This is a genomic window from Melissospora conviva (assembly GCF_049523535.1).
Classification (GTDB): Bacteria; Actinomycetota; Actinomycetes; order Mycobacteriales; family Micromonosporaceae; genus Melissospora; species Melissospora conviva.
Genome location: NZ_JBLLDT010000002.1, coordinates 875,261 through 895,476, shown reverse-complemented (window position 1 = coordinate 895,476; position 20,216 = coordinate 875,261). Strand labels below are relative to the sequence as shown.

At 73.2% G+C, this 20,216-nt stretch carries 18 protein-coding genes and 1 riboswitch; of the genes, 5 read left to right on the top strand and 13 right to left on the bottom strand.

Features of this window, described 5'->3' with window-relative positions; all coding sequences use genetic code 11:
* Positions 1 to 3 precede the first annotated feature (3 nt).
* Positions 4 to 132: riboswitch (cyclic di-AMP (ydaO/yuaA leader) on the bottom strand.
* A 93-nt stretch (positions 133 to 225) separates the two neighbouring features.
* Together ACK8GG_RS09105 and ACK8GG_RS09100 are read right to left on the bottom strand one after the other, a co-directional pair.
* Complete coding sequence (locus ACK8GG_RS09105; protein WP_440356045.1) at positions 226 to 1,140, bottom strand: cation diffusion facilitator family transporter; 915 nt, start codon at positions 1,138 to 1,140, stop codon at positions 226 to 228.
* A 142-nt stretch (positions 1,141 to 1,282) separates the two neighbouring features.
* Positions 1,283 to 3,400: a HelD family protein gene (locus ACK8GG_RS09100; RefSeq protein WP_440356044.1), complete on the bottom strand. Its 2,118-nt coding sequence runs from the start codon at positions 3,398 to 3,400 to the stop codon at positions 1,283 to 1,285.
* A gap of 279 nt (positions 3,401 to 3,679) precedes the next feature.
* Between ACK8GG_RS09100 and ACK8GG_RS09095 the strand changes: the two genes are divergently transcribed.
* Complete coding sequence (locus ACK8GG_RS09095) at positions 3,680 to 4,324, top strand: carbonic anhydrase (protein ID WP_440356043.1); 645 nt, start codon at positions 3,680 to 3,682, stop codon at positions 4,322 to 4,324.
* A gap of 73 nt (positions 4,325 to 4,397) precedes the next feature.
* Here ACK8GG_RS09095 and ACK8GG_RS09090 read toward each other — a convergent pair whose 3' ends face one another.
* Positions 4,398 to 4,727 carry a hypothetical protein gene (locus ACK8GG_RS09090; protein WP_440350572.1) on the bottom strand — a complete coding sequence of 110 codons (330 nt, stop codon included), beginning with the start codon at positions 4,725 to 4,727 and terminating at the stop codon, positions 4,398 to 4,400.
* 329 nt (positions 4,728 to 5,056) lie between these two features.
* Between ACK8GG_RS09090 and ACK8GG_RS09085 the strand changes: the two genes are divergently transcribed.
* Complete coding sequence (locus ACK8GG_RS09085; RefSeq protein WP_440350571.1) at positions 5,057 to 5,548, top strand: DUF3145 domain-containing protein; 492 nt, start codon at positions 5,057 to 5,059, stop codon at positions 5,546 to 5,548.
* Positions 5,549 to 5,642: 94 nt separating this feature from the next.
* Positions 5,643 to 7,334: a glycoside hydrolase family 3 protein gene (locus tag ACK8GG_RS09080; protein ID WP_440356091.1), complete on the top strand. Its 1,692-nt coding sequence runs from the start codon at positions 5,643 to 5,645 to the stop codon at positions 7,332 to 7,334.
* Between the two features lie 172 nt (positions 7,335 to 7,506).
* Here the strand turns inward: ACK8GG_RS09080 and ACK8GG_RS09075 are convergent, their stop codons facing one another.
* From ACK8GG_RS09075 to ACK8GG_RS09050, 6 genes are all read right to left on the bottom strand, one after another.
* Positions 7,507 to 8,922, bottom strand: a complete 1,416-nt coding sequence (locus tag ACK8GG_RS09075; protein ID WP_440350758.1) for an acyl-CoA carboxylase subunit beta — start codon at positions 8,920 to 8,922, stop codon at positions 7,507 to 7,509.
* A 31-nt stretch (positions 8,923 to 8,953) separates the two neighbouring features.
* Positions 8,954 to 10,180, bottom strand: a complete 1,227-nt coding sequence (gene fabF, locus ACK8GG_RS09070; RefSeq protein WP_440350570.1) for a beta-ketoacyl-ACP synthase II — start codon at positions 10,178 to 10,180, stop codon at positions 8,954 to 8,956.
* A gap of 1 nt (position 10,181) precedes the next feature.
* On the bottom strand, positions 10,182 to 10,421 hold the full coding sequence (locus ACK8GG_RS09065; RefSeq protein WP_440350569.1) for an acyl carrier protein: 240 nt from the start codon (positions 10,419 to 10,421) through the stop codon (positions 10,182 to 10,184).
* 88 nt (positions 10,422 to 10,509) lie between these two features.
* Positions 10,510 to 11,454, bottom strand: coding sequence for a beta-ketoacyl-ACP synthase III (locus ACK8GG_RS09060; RefSeq protein WP_440356042.1), 945 nt, complete (start codon positions 11,452 to 11,454; stop codon positions 10,510 to 10,512).
* On the bottom strand, positions 11,451 to 12,620 hold the full coding sequence (locus ACK8GG_RS09055) for an acyltransferase domain-containing protein (protein WP_440350567.1): 1,170 nt from the start codon (positions 12,618 to 12,620) through the stop codon (positions 11,451 to 11,453). Before ACK8GG_RS09055 ends, ACK8GG_RS09060 begins: the two co-directional genes overlap by 4 nt.
* Positions 12,621 to 12,738: 118 nt before the next feature.
* On the bottom strand, positions 12,739 to 13,974 hold the full coding sequence (locus ACK8GG_RS09050) for a PucR family transcriptional regulator (protein ID WP_440356041.1): 1,236 nt from the start codon (positions 13,972 to 13,974) through the stop codon (positions 12,739 to 12,741).
* A 242-nt stretch (positions 13,975 to 14,216) separates the two neighbouring features.
* On the opposite strand from ACK8GG_RS09050, the gene ACK8GG_RS09045 reads away from it, so the two are divergent.
* Entirely contained in the window at positions 14,217 to 14,507 is a 291-nt protein-coding gene (locus ACK8GG_RS09045; RefSeq protein ID WP_440356040.1) for a hypothetical protein, read from the top strand.
* A 20-nt stretch (positions 14,508 to 14,527) separates the two neighbouring features.
* Here the strand turns inward: ACK8GG_RS09045 and ACK8GG_RS09040 are convergent, their stop codons facing one another.
* The 4 genes from ACK8GG_RS09040 to ACK8GG_RS09025 form a co-directional block, all read right to left on the bottom strand.
* Positions 14,528 to 15,166, bottom strand: a complete 639-nt coding sequence (locus tag ACK8GG_RS09040; protein ID WP_440356039.1) for a hypothetical protein — start codon at positions 15,164 to 15,166, stop codon at positions 14,528 to 14,530.
* 299 nt (positions 15,167 to 15,465) lie between these two features.
* Positions 15,466 to 16,875, bottom strand: coding sequence for a glutamate--tRNA ligase (gltX, locus tag ACK8GG_RS09035; protein ID WP_440356038.1), 1,410 nt, complete (start codon positions 16,873 to 16,875; stop codon positions 15,466 to 15,468).
* Between the two features lie 70 nt (positions 16,876 to 16,945).
* Complete coding sequence (locus tag ACK8GG_RS09030; RefSeq protein ID WP_440356037.1) at positions 16,946 to 18,229, bottom strand: MFS transporter; 1,284 nt, start codon at positions 18,227 to 18,229, stop codon at positions 16,946 to 16,948.
* Complete coding sequence (locus ACK8GG_RS09025) at positions 18,226 to 19,611, bottom strand: GH1 family beta-glucosidase (RefSeq protein ID WP_440350562.1); 1,386 nt, start codon at positions 19,609 to 19,611, stop codon at positions 18,226 to 18,228. Before ACK8GG_RS09025 ends, ACK8GG_RS09030 begins: the two co-directional genes overlap by 4 nt.
* Before the next feature lie 132 nt (positions 19,612 to 19,743).
* Between ACK8GG_RS09025 and ACK8GG_RS09020 the strand changes: the two genes are divergently transcribed.
* Complete coding sequence (locus ACK8GG_RS09020) at positions 19,744 to 20,190, top strand: SRPBCC family protein (protein ID WP_440350756.1); 447 nt, start codon at positions 19,744 to 19,746, stop codon at positions 20,188 to 20,190.
* Positions 20,191 to 20,216 lie beyond the last annotated feature (26 nt).

Genomic DNA, 20,216 nt, shown 5'->3' with positions numbered 1-20,216 from the left:
GTGGAGTCCTTCCGTCAGCCGCCGACCGGGTTAGCTGACGGGTTCGGGACGGAAGATCCCTACCGCTGTCGCGGATGCACCCCAGGTACGTGGTTCCCCGGCTCGCGTGTGGCGATTAGGCGGCGGCCGCCGCAGGCGCCGGTGGGGCGCCGCCCGGCGGTGGCCTCGGGTGACACTACCGTCAGCGACGCGGAAACGCAGCTCGGGAGGGTCCGCCGGCGGGCGTCACCACCGCAGTTGCTCGCAGGTGCCGGGCATCGACCGCGGCTCGACCTGCAGCGTCGCGTGTTCGATCTGGAAGTCGTCGTGCAGGGCGGCTCGCGCCGCGGCGAGCACGGCGGCCAGCTCGACCTCGCGCGCCACCGTCAGGTGGGCCGAGACCACCTCCATGCCGGAGGTGAGGGTCCAGACGTGCAGGTCGTGGATTCCGCAGACCCCCGGCACCGCCCGCAGCCGGTCGCTGACCGCCGCCACCGGCAGGTGCCGTGGGGCGGCCTGCACCAGAATCCGCAGTGCGGACCGCCCGAGGCGCCAGGTCCGCGGCAGGATGAAGACGCCGATCGCGACCGCGGCGAGTGGGTCGACCCACCACCAGCCGGTGACGGAGATCAGCACCGCGGCGACGATCACGCCGATCGAGCCGAGCAGATCGGCGAGGACCTCCAGGTACGCCCCGCGCATGTTGATGCTCTCCCGGGCGCCGGAGCGCAGCAGCGCGAAGGCGATGAGGTTGGCCACCAGTCCGGCCACGGCGACGGCGAGCATCGGCCCGGTGAGCACCGTGGGCGGATCGCTGAAGCGGCGGACCGCCTCGATGAGCACGTAGCAGGCGACGCCGGAGAGCAGGACGGCGTTGGCGAGCGCGGCGAGCACCTCGAGCCGGTAGAGGCCGAAGGTGCGCTGCGGGTCGTGCGACCCGCGGCGGGCGGCGCTGATCGCCGCGAGCGCCATGGCGATGCCGAGCACGTCGGTGAACATGTGCCCGGCGTCGGAGAGCAGCGCGAGCGAGCCGCTGACGAGCGCGGTGACGGTCTCGGCCACCATCAGCCCGGCGAGGACTGCGAGCGCGGCCCAGAGCCTGCCCCGGTGCCGGGCTCCGGCATGCATCACCTGCGCGTGATGGTCGTGACCTGCGCCCACGCCAATACCCTCCGTCACCGGCCGATGCCCGCTCCAAGGTATGTTCACATCGCAATGTATGCAACAGTCTCGACGGCGGGATCAGCCGATCGGGTCGGCGCAGGCGGCCCGATCGAGCGGGGCGTACGGAACGCGGTGGGTCTCAGCCGGTCGCGTCGAGCACGGTCAGCCGCTGAGTGGCCCGGGAGAGCGCCACGTAGAGCGTCCGGACACCGGCGGCGGAACCGCCCCGGATGCCGTCCGGATCCACCAGCACCACGCCGTCGTACTCCATGCCCTTGGCCTGGAGACTGTCGACCACCTGCAGGCGGGGATCGGCGACGTCGGCGAGAAGAGCCTCCATCTCGGCGCGGCGGGCGACCGGCGTGATCACGCCGACGGTCCCCTCGACCTCGGCCAGCATCGTCGCCACCGCCGCGCAGACGGCGTCGGGCAGCGCCGCGGCCGGCACCACGCGCCGCACCGGAGGCACCCCGGTCGTGCGCACCGCGCGCGGCAGCAGCAGCTCCGGGTCCAGCTCGCGGATCACCTCGGCGGCCACCTCGAAGATCTCCGCCGGGTTGCGGTAGTTGGTGGAGAGGGTGAACTCCCGCCGGGGCCGGCGGCCCAGTGCCTGGTCGCGGGCCTGCACCAGCTCGGCCTGGTCGCCGGTCCACGCCGACTGGGCCGGATCACCCACGATCGTCCAGGACGCCAGCCGTCCGCGCCGGCCCAGCATCCGCCACTGCATCGGCGAGACGTCCTGCGACTCGTCGACCACCACGTGCGCGTAGTCGCGGTAATCGGCCGGCCGTTCCCGGCCCGCCTCCCGTGCCACCCGCTGCCGGTCGGCGTAGGTGCTCAGCTCCCGTACGCCCCCGGCGAGCTGGTACGGGTCCCGCGAGTGCCGCTTGGGCTGCATCGGCTTGCCCAGCAGCGCGTCCAGCTCGTCCAGCAGCGCCACGTCGGCGATGGTCGGCCCCTCGGCGCCCACGGTGGCGAACGCGGCGGCGAGCAGGTCGATCTCGCGGCGATCGAGTACGTCGCGGGCGTAGCGGCGCAGCCGCTGCGGGTCGGCCAGCCAGCGCAGCACGTGCAGCGGGTGCAGCCGGGGCCACCACGCCTTCAGGAACTCGCGGAAGTCGCCGCGGTCGGCGAGCTCCCCCTCGAAGGTGCGCCGGTCGTGCCGCCCCGCCGGGTTCAGCGACCGCAGCTGTGCCCAGAGCGCGTCGAAGATCAGGTCGAAGCCGGCCCGGCGCGCCTCGTTGCGCCGCGCGCCCCGCGCCAGCGCCCGCTCACGGATGGTGTCCAGCTCGCCGCGGGTCAGCCGCAGCAGCTCGCCGCGGTAGAGCAGCCGCAGTTCGGTGGGGGAGCCGGGTACGGCGTCGCGTACGGCCTGCTGCAGCACCCGCCGCATCCGCAGCGACCCCTTGATCGCCGCCACCTGTGACGAGTCGGAACGGGTGGCCGTGACGTCGAGGAAGAGCGACCCGAGTGAGTGCAGCACGGCGGCCTCCTCGCCCAGCGAGGGCAGGACCGAGCCGATGTACTGCACGAAGACCGAGGAGGGGCCGACGACGAGCACGCCGCCGCCGGCGAACCGGGCCCGGTCGGCGTAGAGCAGGTACGCCGCCCGGTGCAGCGCGACGGCCGTCTTGCCGGTGCCGGGACCGCCGGAGACGATCGTGACGCCGCCCGCGTCGGAGCGGATCGCGGCGTCCTGCTCCTGCTGGATGGTGGCGACGATGTCGCGCATGCCGTGCCCGGTGGCGCGGGAGAGGGTGGCGAGCAGCGCGCCGTCACCGACCACCTGAAGCTCCGGTCCGGCCAGCTCCGGGTCGAGCAGGTCGTCCTCGATGCCGGTCACCCGCTCACCGCTGGACTGGATCATCCGCCGCCGGACCACGCCACGCGGCTGCGCCGGGGTCGCCTGGTAGAAGGCCGCCGCCGCCGGCGCCCGCCAGTCGATCACCAAGGGCTCGGAGTTGCGGCCCCGTACGCCGAGCCGCCCCACGTGCAGCACCGACCGGTCCCGCAGGTCCAGCCGGCCGAAGACCAGCCCTTCGTGTTCGGCGTCCAGGGTGTGCCGCCGCTGGGCGGCGTGGAAGACCATCGCGTCCCGCTCCACCAGCGCGCCGAAGGTGCCGACCCGGGACATGCGGTAGCCGTCCCGCTCGGCTCGCAGCGCGGATCGGCGCAGCTCGGCCAGCCGGGTGTAGACCCGGTCGAGATGGCCCTGCTCGACGGCGATCTCCTGCTGCAACGTGCTCTGGTCGGTCAACGGGGGCGCTCCTAGCTCTGCTGACGGCGGCCGGACGCGCCCCGCGGCAGGTCGGCCGCGAGCGGGTCGGACCTGAGCGAGGGTACGGGCATGCCGTCGGGCCGGCCGCAACCGCTGGTCAGATGTGACCCGCGCGCCGCCGGCCGGTGCCGACAGGGGGTCCTCAACGGTACGTCCCGGGTCGGCGGCTTACCCCAGCCGGGCCGACGACGAACCGCCGTGGTGAAAAGGCTCGCATTGTCCTTCCTTCCTGCCGGATCCGTGCCGCAAGCTGTCCCAATGACTTCTCAGCCGAAGCTCGCCGCCGGCGAAGACGCGCCGCGCGCCGGGGACCTCGGGGACCGTCCCGGCCGGGCACTGGCCGAACTGCTCGCCGGCAACCGGCGATTCGTCGACGGCCGACCGCTGCACGGGCACGACGTGAGCGCCGCCGCGACCGTCGCCTCCGGCGATCAGCAGCCGCACGCGGTCGTCGTCGGCTGCATCGACTCCCGGGTCCCGCTGGAGGCGATCTTCGATCAGACCTTCGGGTCGATGTGCGTGGTCCGCTCCGGCGCGCACGTGCTCGACCAGGCGGTCGTCGGTTCGGTGGAGTTCGCCGTGGCGGCGCTGAAGGTGCCGCTGGTCGTGGTGCTCGGCCACGAACGCTGTGGCGCGGTGACCTCCACGGTGCAGGCGCTGCGCAGCGGGCAGCGGCCGGGCGGGGCGCTGGGGTACCTGGTCGACCAGATCACCCCGGCGGTCGAGGAGGTGGGCGCCGACGACCCGCGGGCGGTGGCGCTGGCGACCCGGCGGCACGTCGGGCGGACGGTGGCGACCCTGCGTGAGCAGCAGCTGCTGGCCGCGGCCGGGAACAAGGGCGACCTCGCCGTGGTCGGCGCGATCTACGACCTCGCCACCGGTGTGGTGACCCTGCTGCCCTGATCCGGGGCGACGCCACAGCAACGACCGCCCACGGCGCTGCCGGGGCGGTCGTTGCTGTTGCTGCGGAAGGGGCTCAGCCCTCGAAGATGCCGGCCTCGACCAGGCGCTTCTCGGTGGTGTCCCAGCCGTCGCCCGGGAACTGGGCGGCGAGGCCGGTGATCTCAGCCCGGATCTTGGTGGCGTGGCCGGCACCGGCCAGCGTCCGGATCTCCTCGACGAAGGCGTCGGAGTCGGTACGCAGGTGCACGGTCTTGCCGTTGGTCAGGTTCCGCACGTAGGCGTGCTTGCCGCCGTTGAGCGGAATGAGGTACTTGAACTCGCCGAGCACGCTCAGGGCACCACCCTGGCCGGCCTGGCCGGCCCGGACGGACGCGCGCGCGGTCTTAGAGGTGTTGCTCGCCACGGAGGTACTCCTTGCAAGACGTACGGAGGACGGGAACGTCCGGGGGGGTCTCGGCAGTTCCGGCAGTTCAGTTCGACTGCTCGCCACCGAAGATGGGCTGCGGCAGAAGCCGCCTACTCAACTTTACACCACCGTCTCGTCCGGGTTGCCCACCCAGGTCACCGGCGCGAACAGCGCCGCCCCAGATCGTCGCACGGCGATTTCTGCGTTTCGCTGGCGTACCTTGCGCCACTGCTGCATCATTTGTGACAAGCACTGCTCGGCAACGAGACTGCCACGGATGACGAGGTCGTAGGGGAAGACGCACCTCGCCAACCGGGAGGTCAACCGTGCCAACGCGTGGCGTCGTATACGTCCACTCCACCCCGCTCGCCGTGTGCACGCACGTCGAGTGGGCGATCGCGCGCGTCCTTGCCGCGCCGGTCAACCTGCAGTGGACCGCCCAGCCCGTCGATCCCAGCGCCCGCCGGGCCGAATGCGGCTGGTCCGGGCGGCCGGGGACGGGCGCCGAGCTGGCCGCTGCCCTCCGGCAGTGGCCCATGCTGCGTTTCGAGGTCACCGAGGAGCCCAGCGCCGGCGTCGACGGCGAACGGTTCATGCACGTACCCGGTCGGGGACTCTTCCGCGCCACCGTCGGCGCGGGCGGCGACATCCAGCTCGGCGAGGACCGGTTGCGCACGATCATGTATGGCGCCCGGGGGCCGGAAGCGCTGGCCCACGCCCTGGACAAGGCCCTCGGCACCGCCTGGGACGACGAGCTCGAGCCGTACCGCCACGCCGGTGACGGCGCGCCGGTGACTCTGCTCACCCAGGTCGGCTAGGCCGGACCGAAGGCCGGAAAACCGGCAGGACGGATTTGCCGCTGTCGAGCGCGGCTGGTGGGATGGTCGGGTGCCCTCCGCGTCCCGTCGCACTCTGCTCGCCGCCGCGCTCGCCGTACCGGTAACGGCCGGCTGCGGCGCACCGTCGAAAGAACCGGAACCGGCCGGACCGGTCGCCCCACCGACGCCGAGCGCGGACCCGGCGGCGCCGGACGATCCCGCCGCCCGCGCCGCCGCGCTGGTCGCCACGCTGGCCGACGAGGACCTGGCCGGGCAGGTACTGATGCCGTTCGCCTACGGCGACTCCGCGACCGAGGTGTCGGCCGGCTCGGCGGCGCGCAACCGGGAACTCGCCGGGGTCGACACCCCGGCGCAGATGGTGGAGAAGTACCGCCTGGGCGGCCTGATCCTGGTCGGCTTCTCCGCCGACGACCCGACCGCGGCGAACCAGGTCACCACCAACGTCGACAACCCGCAGCAGGTCCGGGGCCTCACCGACGGCCTGCACACGGCCGCCGGGAAGCTGCCCGCCGGCGCGGCGCCGCTGCTGATCGGCATCGATCAGGAGTACGGCGTGGTCACCCGGATCACCAAGGGTGTCACCCTCCTGCCCGGCGCGCTCGCCGCCGGCGCGGCCGGGAAGGCGGAGCTGACCGAGAACGCGTGGCGGGCGGCCGGCGCCGAACTGGCGGCGATGGGGGTCAACCTCGACTTCGCGCCGGTGGCCGACGTGCTGGTCGGTCGCAGTGCGGTGATCGGCTCGCGTTCGTTCGGCGGCGATCCGCAGCTCGTCGGCACACAGGTCTCCGCCGCGGTGCGCGGACTGCAGGCAGCCGGGGTCGCCGCGACGTTGAAGCACTTCCCGGGCCACGGCCACACCTCCGCCGACAGCCACCACGAGCTGCCCACCCTGACCCAGAAGCGCACGGTGCTGGCGTCCGAGGCGTGGGGGCCCTTCCGGGCCGGCGTCGCCGCCGGGGCCGAGCTGGTGATGTCCGCCCACCTCGACGTGCGCGCCGTCGACCCCGGTGTCGCGGCGACCTTCTCCCGCAAGCTGCTCACCGATGTGCTCCGCGGCGAGCTGGGCTTCACCGGTGTCGTGGTGACCGACGGGATGAACATGGCGCCGGCGCAGAAGTACCCGGCCGGGGAAGCCGCCGTCCGCGCCCTCAACGCCGGCAACGACCTGATCCTGATGCCGCCGAACGTCACGCAGGCGTACGACGGGGTGCTGGCGGCCCTGCGCGACGGCTCGCTGCCCCGCGAACGTCTGGTGGCGGCGGCGGCCCGCATCCTGACTCTCAAGTTCCGCCTGGCGGCCACCCCGGCCCCGCCGCTGACGGTGCTCGGCGACGACGCGCACCGGGCCGCCGCCCGGGCGCTGGCCCTCGCGGCGGTGACGGTGCTGCGCGGCTCCTGCGCCGGGCTCGCCGTCGACGGCGGCGTGCGGGTCACCACCTCCGCCGGGCGGGACCGCACACGGGAGCTGCTCACCGGGGAGCTGGCGGCGGCCGGCGTTCCGGTCGTGACGCGTGGCGGCACGGTGGTGCACCTGGTCGGCTACGGCGACGGCACGGCGGACCTGAACGCCGAGGCGGACGTGACCGTGGCGATGGACACCCCGCACCTGCTGGCCCGCGCCGCCTCTCCGGTGCTGCTGGCCACCTACTCGTCCAGCCCGGCCTCGATGACCGCCCTGGCGCAGGTGCTCGCCGGCCGGGAAGAGGCGAAGGGCCGGCTGCCGGTCGAGGTCGCCGGACTGCCCGCGACCACCTGCAAGCCCTGACCTGCGCCCTGCCGGTGCACCGGCGGAGCGCGATCGGCGACCCCCCTCGGACCGTCACCGGCCTAGCCGCCGGCCCCGACCGGGGTAGCCGGACCGCGATCGGGGTCGCCGCACTCGGATGCCGAAACGCCCGCCCGGTCGGAACCGGGCGGGCGTCTGCCGACGTACGCCGTCAGAGCGGGATGTTGCCGTGCGTGCCGCGACCGGCGGGAGCGGCGGCGAGCGCCTCGGCGATGCGCGCCCGGGTCTCGGCCGGGGTGATGACGGCGTCGACCACGCCGATCTCCAGGGCCCGGTTGACGCCACCGGCGATCCGGATCTGCTCCTCGATCAGCTGTGCGCGCAGCACTTCGCGCTGCTCGGCCGGGGCGGCGGCCAGCTTCTTGCGGTGCAGGATGTTCACCGCGGCGCTGGCCCCCATGACCGCCACCTCCGCCTGTGGCCAGGCGAAGACCGCGGTCGCGCCGAGCGAGCGGGAGTTCATAGCGATGTACGCCCCGCCGTACGCCTTGCGGGTCACCAGCGTCACCCGCGGCACCACCGCCTCGGAGAAGGCGTGCAGCAGCTTCGCGCCGCGGCGCACCACCCCGTCCCACTCCTGGCCCAGCCCCGGCAGGTAGCCGGGGACGTCGACCAGCACGATCAGCGGCACGCCGAGCGAGTCGCACATCCGCACGAAGCGGGCGGCCTTCTCGGCGCTGGAGGCGTCCAGGCAGCCGCCCAGGCGCAGCGGGTTGTTGGCGATGACGCCGACCGTACGGCCGGCGAAGCGTCCCAGGGTGGTGACGACGTTGCGGGCCCACTTGGCGTGCAGCTCCACGCCGGGGGCGTCCAGCAGCGCGTTGACGACCGGCTTGACGTCGTAGGCGCGGTTGACCTGCTCCGGCATCTGGCCGGCGAGGTCGTGCGCCTCGTCGGCGACGGCCACGTCGGCCGGGCTGAAACGCCCCTGCCGGCCCAGCAGCGAGGCGAGCTCGCGGGCCCGGGCCAGCGCCGACTCCTCGTCCGGGGTGGTCACGTGCACCACGCCTGAGCGGCGTCCGTGCGGTTCCGGGCCGCCCAGGCGCGCCATGTCGACCTGTTCGCCGGTGACGCTGCGCACCACCTCCGGGCCGGTGACGAAGATGCGCCCGGCCTCGCTCATGATCACGATGTCGGTCAGCGCCGGGCCGTACGCGGCGCCGCCGGCCGCCGGGCCGAGCACCACCGAGATCTGGGGTACCCGGCCGGAGGCCCGGACCATCGCGGCGAAGATCAGGCCGACCGCGTCGAGGGCGACGACGCCCTCGGCCAGCCGTGCGCCGCCGGAGTGCCACAGGCCCAGCACCGGCACCCGCTCGCGTACGGCGGTGTCGATGGCGTCCACGACGTGGCGGCAGCCCTCGGTGCCCATCGCGCCCCCCATCCGGGTGGCGTCGGTGACGTAGGCGACGACGGGGGTGCCGTCGACCTCGCCGCGGGCCCAGAGCACCCCGGAGGTGTCCGGGGTGATGGCCAGGCGCAGGGTTCCGGCGTCGAAGAGGGCCCGGAGCCGGACCTGGGGATCCCGGTGATCGACGACGGATGTGTCCGCGCCGGCTGCGGCGATCGTGCTCACTGTGCCTCCAAGGCGTATGTCTCTAGGCTCGGGTGAAGACGAGAGCCACGTTGTGACCGCCGAAGCCGAACGAGTTGTTCAGGGCGGCCGGGATGTCCAGTTGCCGGGGCTTGTGCGCCGCAACGTCCATGTCGAGCCCGTCGTCGGGGTCGTCGAGGTTGATCGTCGGCGGTACCACGCTGTCGCGGATCGCCAGGATGGTGGCGATCGACTCCAGCGCGCCGGCGGCGCCGAGCAGGTGGCCGGTCATCGATTTGGTAGCGGTCAGCACCGGGTGGGAGCCGACCGCCGCGTGCAGCGCCGCGATCTCGGCCATGTCGCCGACCGGGGTCGAGGTGGCGTGGGCGTTGACGTGGACGATGTCTTCGCGGCTGACGTCCGCGTCGGCCAGCGCCAGCCGGATCGCCCGGATGGCGCCCTCACCCTCGGGGTGCGGCTGCACGATGTCGTAGGCGTCGGAGCTGATCCCGGCGCCGGCGAGGCGGGCGTAGACGTGTGCGCCGCGGGCTGCGGCGTGGTCGGCCCGCTCCAGCACCAGCGCGCCGGCGCCCTCGCCGAGGACGAAGCCGTCGCGGCCCTTGTCCCAGGGCCGGGAGGCCCGTTGCGGGTCGTCGTTGCGGGTGGACATCGCACGCATGGCGGCGAAGCCGGCGATCGGCAGGCCGTGGATGACGGCTTCGGCGCCGCCGGCGACCACCACGTCGGCGCGGCCGGCGCGGATGATGTCCATTCCGAGGGCGATCGCCTCCGCGCCGGTGGCGCAGGCGCTGGCGACCGAGTGCACCCCGGCCTTGGCGCCCAGGTCCAGGCCGACGAAGGCCGCCGGGCCGTTCGGCATCAGCATCGGCACGGTGTGCGGCGACACCCGCCGGGGGCCGGAGGCCTCCAGGATGTCGTCCTGCGCCAGCAGGGTCAGCGCGCCGCCGATGCCGGTGCCGATGCTGACCGCGACGCGTTCGGCGTCGGGGGCGGACTCGGCGAAGCCGGCGTCGGACCAGGCCTGCCGCGCGGCGATCATCGCGATCGCCTCGGAGCGGTCGAGGCGGCGCAGCTTGACCCGCTCGAGCACCTCGCTGGGGTCGACCGCCAGCGCGGCGGCGATACGGACGGGAAGCTCGGCCGCCCACTCCGAGGTGAGCGGACCCACTCCGGAGCGGCCGGCCAGCATGGCGTCCCAGGTTGACGCGACGTCCCCGCCGAGCGGGGTCGTCGCGCCGAGCCCGGTGACGACGACGTCATGTCGGTTCATGTCAGGACTGCGCCGCGATGTAGCTGACGGCGTCGCCGACGGTCTTGAGGTTCTGCACCTCGTTGTCGGGGATCTTCACGCCGAACTTCTCCTCGGCTGCCACCACGACCTCCACCATGGAGAGCGAGTCGACGTCGAGGTCGTCGGTGAAGGACTTCTCCTCGGCGACGTCGGCGGTGTTGATGCCGGCGACCTCCTCGAGAATCTCGGCGAGGCCTGCGGTGATTTCGTCACGGGTCATTGCTGTTGTTCCTTCCCTGGTGTGGTGTGCACTCCGGCGGTGGGGCCGTCGGAGGGCGCCGTCGGCGCTGTCGCGCCGCGCGGGGGTATCACGGGCAGCGGACGACCTGACCGGCGTAGGTCAGGCCGCCGCCGAAACCGAAGAGTAGAACGGGGGCGCCCACGGGCACCTCCCGGCGTTCCACCAGTTTCGACAGCGCCAGCGGGATGCTGGCGGCCGAGGTGTTGCCGGACTCGACGATGTCCTTGGCGATCACCGCGTCGGGGCTCAGCCCGATCCGCCGGGCGAGTCCGTCGATGATGCGGGCGTTGGCCTGGTGCGGCACGAAGGCGGCGAGCTCCTCCGGGGCGACGCCGGCCCGGGCGCACGCCTCGCGCGCCATCGGCGCCAGCGCGGTGGTGGCCCAGCGGAACACCGCCTGCCCCTCCTGCTGCACGTACGGGCGCCAGCCTTCGATGGTGACGACGTCGCTCTTCTCCGGCACCGAACCCCAGAGCACCGGGCCGATGCCCGGCTCGTCGGCGGCGCTGACCACGGCTGCCCCGGCGCCGTCGCCGAAGATGATGCAGGTGGAGCGGTCGGTCCAGTCGGTGAACTCGGAGAGCTTCTCGGCGCCGATGACCAGGGCGTTGCGTGCCGAGCCGGCACGGATGGCGTGGTCGACGCTCGCCAGGGCGTAGGAGAAGCCGGAGCAGGCGGTGTTGATGTCGTACGCGCCGGGCGCGGTGATGCCGAGGCCGGCCGCGACCCGGCAGGCGACGTTGGGCGTCCGGTCAACCGAGGTGCAGGTGGCCACGACCACGAGGTCGATGTCGGCCGCGGTCAGGCCGGAGTTCGCCAGCGCCTTGCCGGCCGCGGCGGTCGCCATGTCGGCGACGGTCTCGGTGTCGGCGATCCGCCGGGTGACCACCCCGACCCGTTCCCGGATCCACTGGTCGTTGGTCTCCACCAGCTCGGCGAGTTCGTCGTTGGTGACGATGCGCGAGGGCTGGTGGTGTCCCATTGCGACGATCCGGCTGCCGGTGGTGCTCATGCGTGTCCTCCGATGCGGGCCAGCGGCTGCCCGGGCGCGACCGGGTCGTCCCGGTCGGCGAGCCACTCGGTCAGCGAACCACCCTGGTGTGCGGTGACCTCGACGGGACCCTGGCGGGTCGCGACGTGGCCGATGACCTGACCGGTGCGGACGAGGTCGCCCTCGGTGAGGGTGTCGCCGGGCTGGAAGGTGCCGGCCGCGGGCGAGACCGCCACCCGGAACTGCATCGTCGGCTCGTGGCCGGGAGGCATGCCGTGCCGGGCGATCAGGTCGCGGGCGGCGGGCAGGTCGTCCGGGGTGTTCAGGGTGACGATCTCGGGGGCGCCGGCGCCCTTGAGCTCCCGCTTGACCAGGCCGGCGAGGGTGCCGGCCGGCGGGAGTTCGATCACGCCGGTGACGCCGAGGTCGGCCAGGCTGCGCATGCAGAGGTCCCAGCGCACCGGGGCGGTGACCTGCCGGACGAGGCGCTGGATCACCTCGCGGCCGTGGCTGACGGCGGCGCCGTCGAGGTTGGAGAGCAGGATCCGGTGCGGATCGGCCGGGGTGATCCCGGCGGCGACCTCGGCCAGGACGGTCTCGGCGGGCGCCATGTACGGAGTGTGGAACGCCCCGGCGACCTGCAGCGTGATCACCCGGGTCCGGGCCGGCGGCTGGGCGGCGAGTTTCGCCAGCCCGTCCTGGGCGCCGGCGGCGACGATCTGGCCGGCGCCGTTGCGGTTGGCCGGGTGCAGCCCGTGCGATTCGAGGGCGGCGAGGACCTCCTCGGCGTCGCCGCCGAGGAGTGCGGCCATGCCGGTCGGTTCGAGCGCGCAGGCGGCGGCCATCTCCCGGCCACGTACGCCGGCGAGGGTGATCGCGGACTCGGCGGGCACCACCCCGGCGAGCGCGGCGGCGGCGAGCTCGCCGACACTGTGCCCGGCGGTCAGCGCGACGTCGTGCATCGGCAGGTGCTCGGCGGCGAGCAGGGCGGCGGCGACCAGCAGCGGCTGGGTCCGGGCGGTGTCCTTGATTTCGTCCGCGTCGGCCTTGGTGCCGAGATGCACCAGGTCGACGCCGGCCGGAACGGACCACCAGCGCAGGCGGGCCTGGGCGCCGGGGAGGTCGAGCCAGGGGGTGAGGAAGCCGGGTTTCTGGGAACCCTGGCCGGGAGAGAGTACGGCGAGCACGGTTAAGACTCTCCTGCATGCGGACTGGTGGCGCGGTTGTCGCTCGGTACCAAACCGTACTAGATCCTTTGTAGGGTTCCTCCAAACATTACGGTCTGCGATCGACGCGATACACCGTTTAGTGGGCTTTGCTGCCGAATGCCGGATTGGGTGCCAGTGGTGCTGCCGGGTCCAGTCGGCCCACCGCCAGCGCTACCCGCAGGGTGAAGGCGTCCCGGGGCGCCAGCGGCGAGAACCCGGTCAGGTCGGCGACGCGCCGCAGCCGGTACCGCACGGTGTTGGGGTGCACGAAGAGCACCCGCGCCGCGTTCTCCAGCACCCCGCCGCCGGAGAGGAACTCGTCCAGGGTCCCCAGCAGCTCACCGCCGGCGCGGATCAGCGTGGCGTAGACGTCCTGCCGCAGCCGGCGCCGGGCCTGGGCGTCACCGGCGAGGGCGCGTTCGGGGAGCAGATCGTCGGCGGCGACCGGACGGGGCGCCGCGGGCCAGGCGGGGGCGGCCCGGAATCCGGCCAGCGCCGCGCGGGCCGAGTCGGTCGCCTCGTCCAGGCTCGGCACCGCCGGCCCCACCACCACCGGGCCGGCGCCGAAGGCCTCCAGCAGCGCGGTGGTGACCTCGACCGGGTCGGCGGCGCCGCCGACGACCACCACCAGCCGGTCCCCGTGCACCCCGCCGATGGTCTCCACGTCGATGCGGCGGCCGAGCCGGTGGATGCCACGCAGCACCGCGGCGACCTCGCCGCCGGGGGAGCGGCCCACCAGCACCGCGACCGGGGTGGCGTCGGTCCAGCCCAGTGCGGCGCCCCGGGAGGCGAGCACGTCCGGGGAGTCCCCGCGCAGCAGCGCGTCCACGAGCAGGGCCTGCAGCCGGACGTCCCACGAGCCCCGCGACTCGGCGGCGCGGGCGTACGTCCGGGCGGCGGCGAAGGCGATCTCGCGGGAGAATCGCAGCACCTGCTCGCGCAGCACCTGCTCCTGCCCCTCGGCCGCCAGCAGCGGCACGTGCTCCTCGACGACGTCGACCGTCACCTTGATCAACGCTACCGTCTGCGGGAGGCTGATCGCGCGCATCAGCGCGGTCGGCGCGGTGGCGAAGACGTCGTCGGAGAGCTGCGCGCCGTCCAGGGCGTCGTTGCCGCGCTCGCCGTTGTCGCGGATCCACTGCACCAGCGACCGCGCGCCGGCCTGGGCGATCAGCATGACCCAGGAGCGCTGCTCGGCCGGCATGTCCCGGAACCACGGCAGGGTCTCGTCCATCCGCGCCATGCTGGCGGTGGCGAGACTGCCGACGGCGCGCTCCATGCGGTGCAGCGTCGCCGTGAACTGTTCCTGGTCGGCCTGGGTCGTCACCGCCATAGCCTGTCACGGCCCCGGGGCCGTCCGGAATCTCCCTGCGGCCGGGCACCTTAGCGCAGCCAGTTTTCGTCGATGTTCCCGCAGGCCGCGCGAGCGGTGTGGCCCATGCAACCTGAACGGACCATCGATCTGATCATCTTCGCCCGCTACCGTGTGGGCCCAGACGTGAACTTCTGTCATCTGTTCCCGTCGCAGACGCCCGTACCGGTGTGGGCCGCAGGTGGCGTGGGGAGGGAATTGTGGTGGGGCACAGCGAGGCCGAGTACTGCTGCGAGCCGGACGAGGTCTGTCTCGGCGACGCCCACCACCCTCCGCGTACCGACGGTGGCGCGGCGCGCAACCCGGAGACCGGCGCGGCCGTCAGCGCGACGGAGAACGCCGACGAGCCGGTCGACGCAGATGCGGACCTGGACGAGGAGGGCGCCCTGCCCCGGCTGCAGTTGATCGCCTGGGAATCCGCGCACCGGCACGGCCCGGTCCGCCCACGCCAGCGTCGCCGCCGCCGGGAACGGCCACCGCACCGTTGGTGCTGACCGCCGGTTGACCAGAAACGTCAGCGGGTCCGTCGGCGCACGTAGAGCGCCAGTCCGGCGATGCTGCCGGTGATCACCGTGATGAGGCCGACGTTGAGCAGCAGCGCCGGACGGAGCACGTCGAAGGCCTCGCCGAACTCCGAGCCCGGGTTGATCGCCTCCTCGGGGATCAGGCGCTCGCCGCCGCCGATGCCGCCGGAGAGCGGATCGATCTGCTCCGGCAACGGCGCGCCCGCGCTGCGCAGGCTCTCCGACATGCTCAGCCGCCCCAGGAACCAGCCTTCACTGGTCTTGCGCTTGCTCGGCTGCTCCTTCGGGCGGTAGACGCGCGGACCGCCCTCGGCCAGCGGGTAGAGGTCAAAGGTCTGCTTCGGTTCGCCGTCCTGGAAGACGACCACCGTGTACTTGGGACCGAGCGTCTCCTCTTTCGGCGCGGCGGTCTTGTGCGCGTTGCCGAGCCAGCTCACCTGATCGAGCACCGAGGCCAGATGGGCCGGGCGCTCCTCGGCCGTCAGCCGCAGCGCCTCGTCGAGCCCCTCACCCTCGATGGTGATCGCGGTGATCTCGGGAGCGGCCGCTGCCGGGGCTGCGCTCGGCAGCGCCATGGCGAACGCGAGAGTTGCCACTGCCAGTGCCCGGCGCCAGAACCTGTGAGCCATCGCTGACCTCCTCGCCCCGTCGGGGATGGTCGTGATGCAGGCCGAGCGCTGACCTCCGGGGACGGGCCGTCGCTCCCGCCGGGGGCGGGACAGGCTGGGCTCCGGAGGATTCGCCGAACGTCACCCGCCTGCACCTGACCGGGGACGCCAATGAACGGATCGCGATCGCCGACCGGCCGCGAGGCGGGGCGAATGATCGATGATCGGATCCTAGCGGCGTCCCCGGGCGTGCGGGAGGGCGGATCCCATGTCGTAGGCAATCTGCGACCTGGTTGTTGCAATGCCGCCCCGCGATGCGGTCAGGGCAGGCGCAGGCGGGCGGCGCGCAGCCGGGTCAGGGTCCGCTCGCGGCCCAGCACCTCCATCGACTCGAACAGCGGCAGCCCCACCGTCCGGCCGGTGACGGCGACCCGTACCGGGGCCTGGGCCTTGCCCAGCTTGAGCCCGCGTTCGGTGCCGACCTGCTCCAGCGCCGCCTTCAGCGACTCGGCGTCCCACTGCGGCAGTGCCTCGAAGGCGACGACCGCGGCGTCGAGGAGCTCGGCGGCGCCCGGCTTCATCGCCTTGGCCCACGCGCCCTCGTCGATCAGCGGGTCGGCCAGGAAGAGGAAGTCGACGTTCGGCACGATCTCGCTCAGCACCGCGATGCGGGTCTGGGCCAGCTCCGCGACCGCGTTGAAGGCGGCCTCGTCGAACTCCTCCGGCTGCCACGGCGGCGGCGGGATCGTCGCGGTGCCGGTCAGCCACGGCCGGCACTCCTCGATGAACTGCTCCACCGGCAGCGCGCGGATGTACTCGCCGTTGAAGGCGCGCAGCTTCTTCTCGTCGAAGAAGGCGGGGGAGAGGTTGACCTCCTCCAGCCGGAACTCCGACTCGATCACCGACCAGGGCACGATCTCCCGGTCGCCCGAGGGCGCCCAGCCCAGCAGCATCAGGTAGTTGCGCATCGCGTCGGGAAGGTAACCCTCGTCCCGGTACGCCTCCAGCGCCACCTTGTCGCGGCGCTTGGAGAGCTTCTGCCGCTTCTCGTTGACCACCACCGGCACGTGCGCCCAGATCGGCGGGTTGGCGCCGAGCGCCTCCCAGAGCAGCTGCTGCTTGGGGGTGTTCGGCAGGTGCTCCTCGGCGCGGATGACGTGCGTGATCCCCATCGTCAGGTCGTCGACGACGTTGGCGAGCAGGAAGACCGGCGAGCCGTCGCCGCGGGCGATGACGAAGTCCTCGATGAGCTTGTTCTCGAAGGTCGGCTCGCCGCGGATCAGGTCGACCACCACGGTCTCGCCCTCGTCCGGCGTACGGAAGCGCAGTGCCCGCCCCTCGCCCGGGCCGAGGCCGCGGTCGCGGCAGAAGCCGTCGTAGCCCTGGTACTGCGAGCCGGTACGCGCCTGCACCTGATCCCGGGTGCAGTCGCAGTAGTAGGCGCGGCCGCCGGCGTAGAGGCGCTCGGCGGCGGCGCGGTGCTCGCCGGCGTTGGCGGACTGGAAGTGCGGTCCCTCGTAGCTGCCGCGGGCGATGCCGATCCACTCCAGGGCGGTGAGGATGCCCTCGGTCCACTCGGGCTTGTTGCGGGCGGCGTCGGTGTCCTCGATGCGGAGCACGAAGACGCCCTCGTGCTGCTTGGCGTAGATCCAGTTCTGCAGCGCCGAGCGGGCACCGCCGACGTGGAACATACCGGTCGGAGAAGGGGCGAAGCGTACGCGTACCGTCACGTGCCAAGCCTAGAGCGCCGCGCCGCCGGTTTCCCACGGACCCCGGCGCGGGCCGGGCAGGACCCGGGGACTAGGGCACCGTACGGATCTTGAGTACGAGGACGCTGCCGAGCAGGGTGAGCGCGGCGGTGACGGCGTAAAGGGTCGGATAACCGCCCAGGTACACCACGATCGGCGCCGAGATGGCCGGGCCGAGCACCTGCGGGGCGGAGTTGGCGATGTTGATCACGCCGAGGTCCTTCGCCCGGTCGCCGGCCCGGGGCAGCACCTGGGTGATCAGGGCGGCGTCGACGGCGAGGTAGACCCCGTAGCCGGCGCCGAGCAGCAGCGCGGCGACGAGCGCCACCGGCCAGAGCGGCCAGATCGCCAGCAGCAGCGCCGCCACGGCCATGATCACCCCGGAGATGATCACGAAGATCCGGCGGCGCCCGGAGCGGTCCGAGGCGCGCCCGCCGAGTACGGCCGTGGCCATCATCCCCACCGTGTAGAGCAGGATCAGCACCAGCAGCCCGCCCTCGGGGTCGCGGTGGCGCACCCGGTCGGTGAGGAAGTAGAGCAGGTAGAGCGTGCCGAGCGCGTTGCCGGTCTGCACCAGGAACCGGGTCAGCCAGGCCCAGGCGAAATCCGGGTACGCCCGCGGGCTGATCCACATCGAGGCGACCAGCGCCCGTGCCCGCAGCGGCGGCCGGTGCGTACGCGGCAGCGCGTCGTCGGGGGTGAGCAGGGCGAAGGGCAGCACCAGCACCAGCAGGGCCGTGGCGACGGCCAGGTAGCCCGCCCGGACTCCGGTGACCAGCGTGGTGACCAGCACCGCGCCGACGACCAGGCCGAGCGCCTGGGGGATGCCGATCCAGCCGGAGACCCTGCCCCGCTGCGTGACCGGCACCCGGTCCGGCACGGCGGCGGTGAGGGTCGCCAGCATCGCGTTGAGGCAGAACTGGGCGGCGACCCAGGCCAGGGCCACTCCGGCGATGGTCCGCTGCCCGGCCAGCAGGGCCAGCGAACCGGCCCCCAGGAGCGCGGCGGCGGCCGTCCAGAGGTGCCGGCGTCCGAAGAAGCGCCGGCCCAGCCGGGGCGTGCTCCGGTCGCTCAGCGCCCCGGCCAGTGGGTTGGCGATCACCGCGGCGAGCGCGCCGAGCCCGGTCACCAGGGCCAGCAGGTTCTCCTTGCCGACCGGGCTGATGGCCGAGATCTGCTGGGGCAGCAGGATCTGGATCGGGGTGAAGAACGCCATCCAGAGCCCGAGGTTGGCGCTGAAGAGCAGGGCGATCCAGCCCCGGCGTACCGGCGCGACCGGCTCGGCCAGCGCGGCAGGGGGACGCGGTGCCGCGTGGGCGGGGCCGGTGGTGGTCACGCCGGTGGTCCGGCCGAGCGGGTGCTGCCCTGCCGGGCGATCAGGTCGCGGTACCAGGCGTACGAGGATTTCGGGGTGCGGACCTGGGTGTCGAAGTCGACGTGCACCAGCCCGAAGCGCTTGCCGAAGCCCTCGGCCCACTCCCAGTTGTCCAGCAGCGACCAGACGAAGTAGCCCCGCACGTCCACGCCGTCATCGATCGCCGCGCGCACCGCCCGCAGGTGCCCTTCGAGGTAGTCGATCCGCTCCGGATCGTGGCACCGGCCGTCGGCGTCGAGAACGTCGTCCCAGGCGCAGCCGCTCTCGGTGATCTCGATCGGCGGCAGGTCGGCGCCGTGGCGTTCCCGCAGCCCGGTGAGGAGTTCGTGCAGGCCGTCGGGGGCGACCGGCCAGTCGAAGGCGGTCCGGGGATAGCCGTCGAGGGGGACCAGGTCGAACGGCAGCGGCGCGTCCGCCTCGGCGGGTGCGCGTACGCCGGTGGGGTTGTAGTAGTTGACGCCGAGCACGTCGATCGGCGCGGCGATCGTGGCCAGGTCGCCGTCGCGCACCAGCGGTTGATCGCCGTAGCGCAGCGCGGTGAGGTCGACCGGAAGCGCGGCCGGGTAGCCGCGGCCGAGCACCGGGTCGGTGAAGAGCCGGTTCTGCACCGCGTCGAAGGCCTGCCCGGCGGCCCGGTCGGGGTCGGTGGCGCCGGCGAGGCGTACGGGGGAGTAGTTGTTGGTGATGGCCACCGGCGCGCTGCTGCGGGCCCGCAGCGCGGCGACGGCGAGGCCGTGCCCGAGCAGCTGGTGGTGGGCCACCGGCAGGGCGTCGAAGAGGCGGGCCTCGCCGGGGGCGTGAACGCCGAGCGCGTGCCCGTACGTCAGGTGCACCACCGGCTCGTTGAGGGTGATCCAGAGCGCGACGCGGTCGCCGAGGCGGGCGGCGGTGAGGTCGGCGTACTCGGCGAAGCGGGCGGCGGTGTCCCGGGCGTGCCAGCCGCCGCGGTCCTGCAGCGCCTGCGGCAGGTCCCAGTGGAAGAGGGTGACCACCGGGTCGATGCCGCGGTCCAGCAACAGGTCCACCAGCCGGTCGTAGAAGGCGAGGCCGGCGGGGTTGACCGGGCCGGATCCGGCCGGCTGCACCCGGGGCCAGGCGACCGAGAAGCGGTACGCCCCCACGCCGAGCCCGCTCAGCAGCCCGATGTCATCGAGGTGCCGGTGGTAGTGGTCGCAGGCGACGTCGCCGCTGCTGCCGTCGGCGATGCGTCCCGGGGTGCGGCTGAAGGTGTCCCAGATGGAAGCTCCGCGGCCGTCCTCACCGACGGCGCCCTCGATCTGGTAGGCGGAGGTCGACACGCCGAAGCGGAATCCGGCGGGCAGGTCGAGCGGGCTCGGGTCCATGCGTCCTCCTGAGGCCGGGGCGCTTCTGCGGACTGTAGACCCGAACGGCGTGTCGCCGGAAGCCTTACACCTTTGGTCCTATTTTGTACATATGGTTCCCAAATGAGTGTTGTCCTCAGTGGAGGCGGACCGATGATCCTGGTGGAACGCAGTGCGTGGGTGGCCGCGCCGATGGACGTGGTGTGGAACGTGGTGCAGCGCGCCGAGCAGCTGCCCGAATGGCTGGCCGGAGTCCGGCAGGCGGAGGTGCTCTCCGGCGAGGGCTTCGGCCGCCGCCAGCTCGTACAGGGCCGAGGCGCCGCCCTCGAGGCCGAGGTGATCGCCTATCAGGAGCCGATGCTGATCGGCTGGCGCGAGCGGGCCAAGGGCGCCGGCGCCCGCGCCGAGGCCCGGACCGAGATCTACGTGCAGCTCGCCCCGGGTGAGGCCGGCGAGGGCGGCACCGTGGTCCGGCTGATCGTCGTACGCTGGCCCGCCGGCCCGGTCAAGGCGGCGCTGCTGCGCCTGGGCATGCGCCGCGTCGGCGCAGACCTGGAGGAGTCACTGGAACGCCTGACCAGCCTCGCCGCCGTCGGCTGACCCTGGCGTGAAAGCGGGCGGGCCCG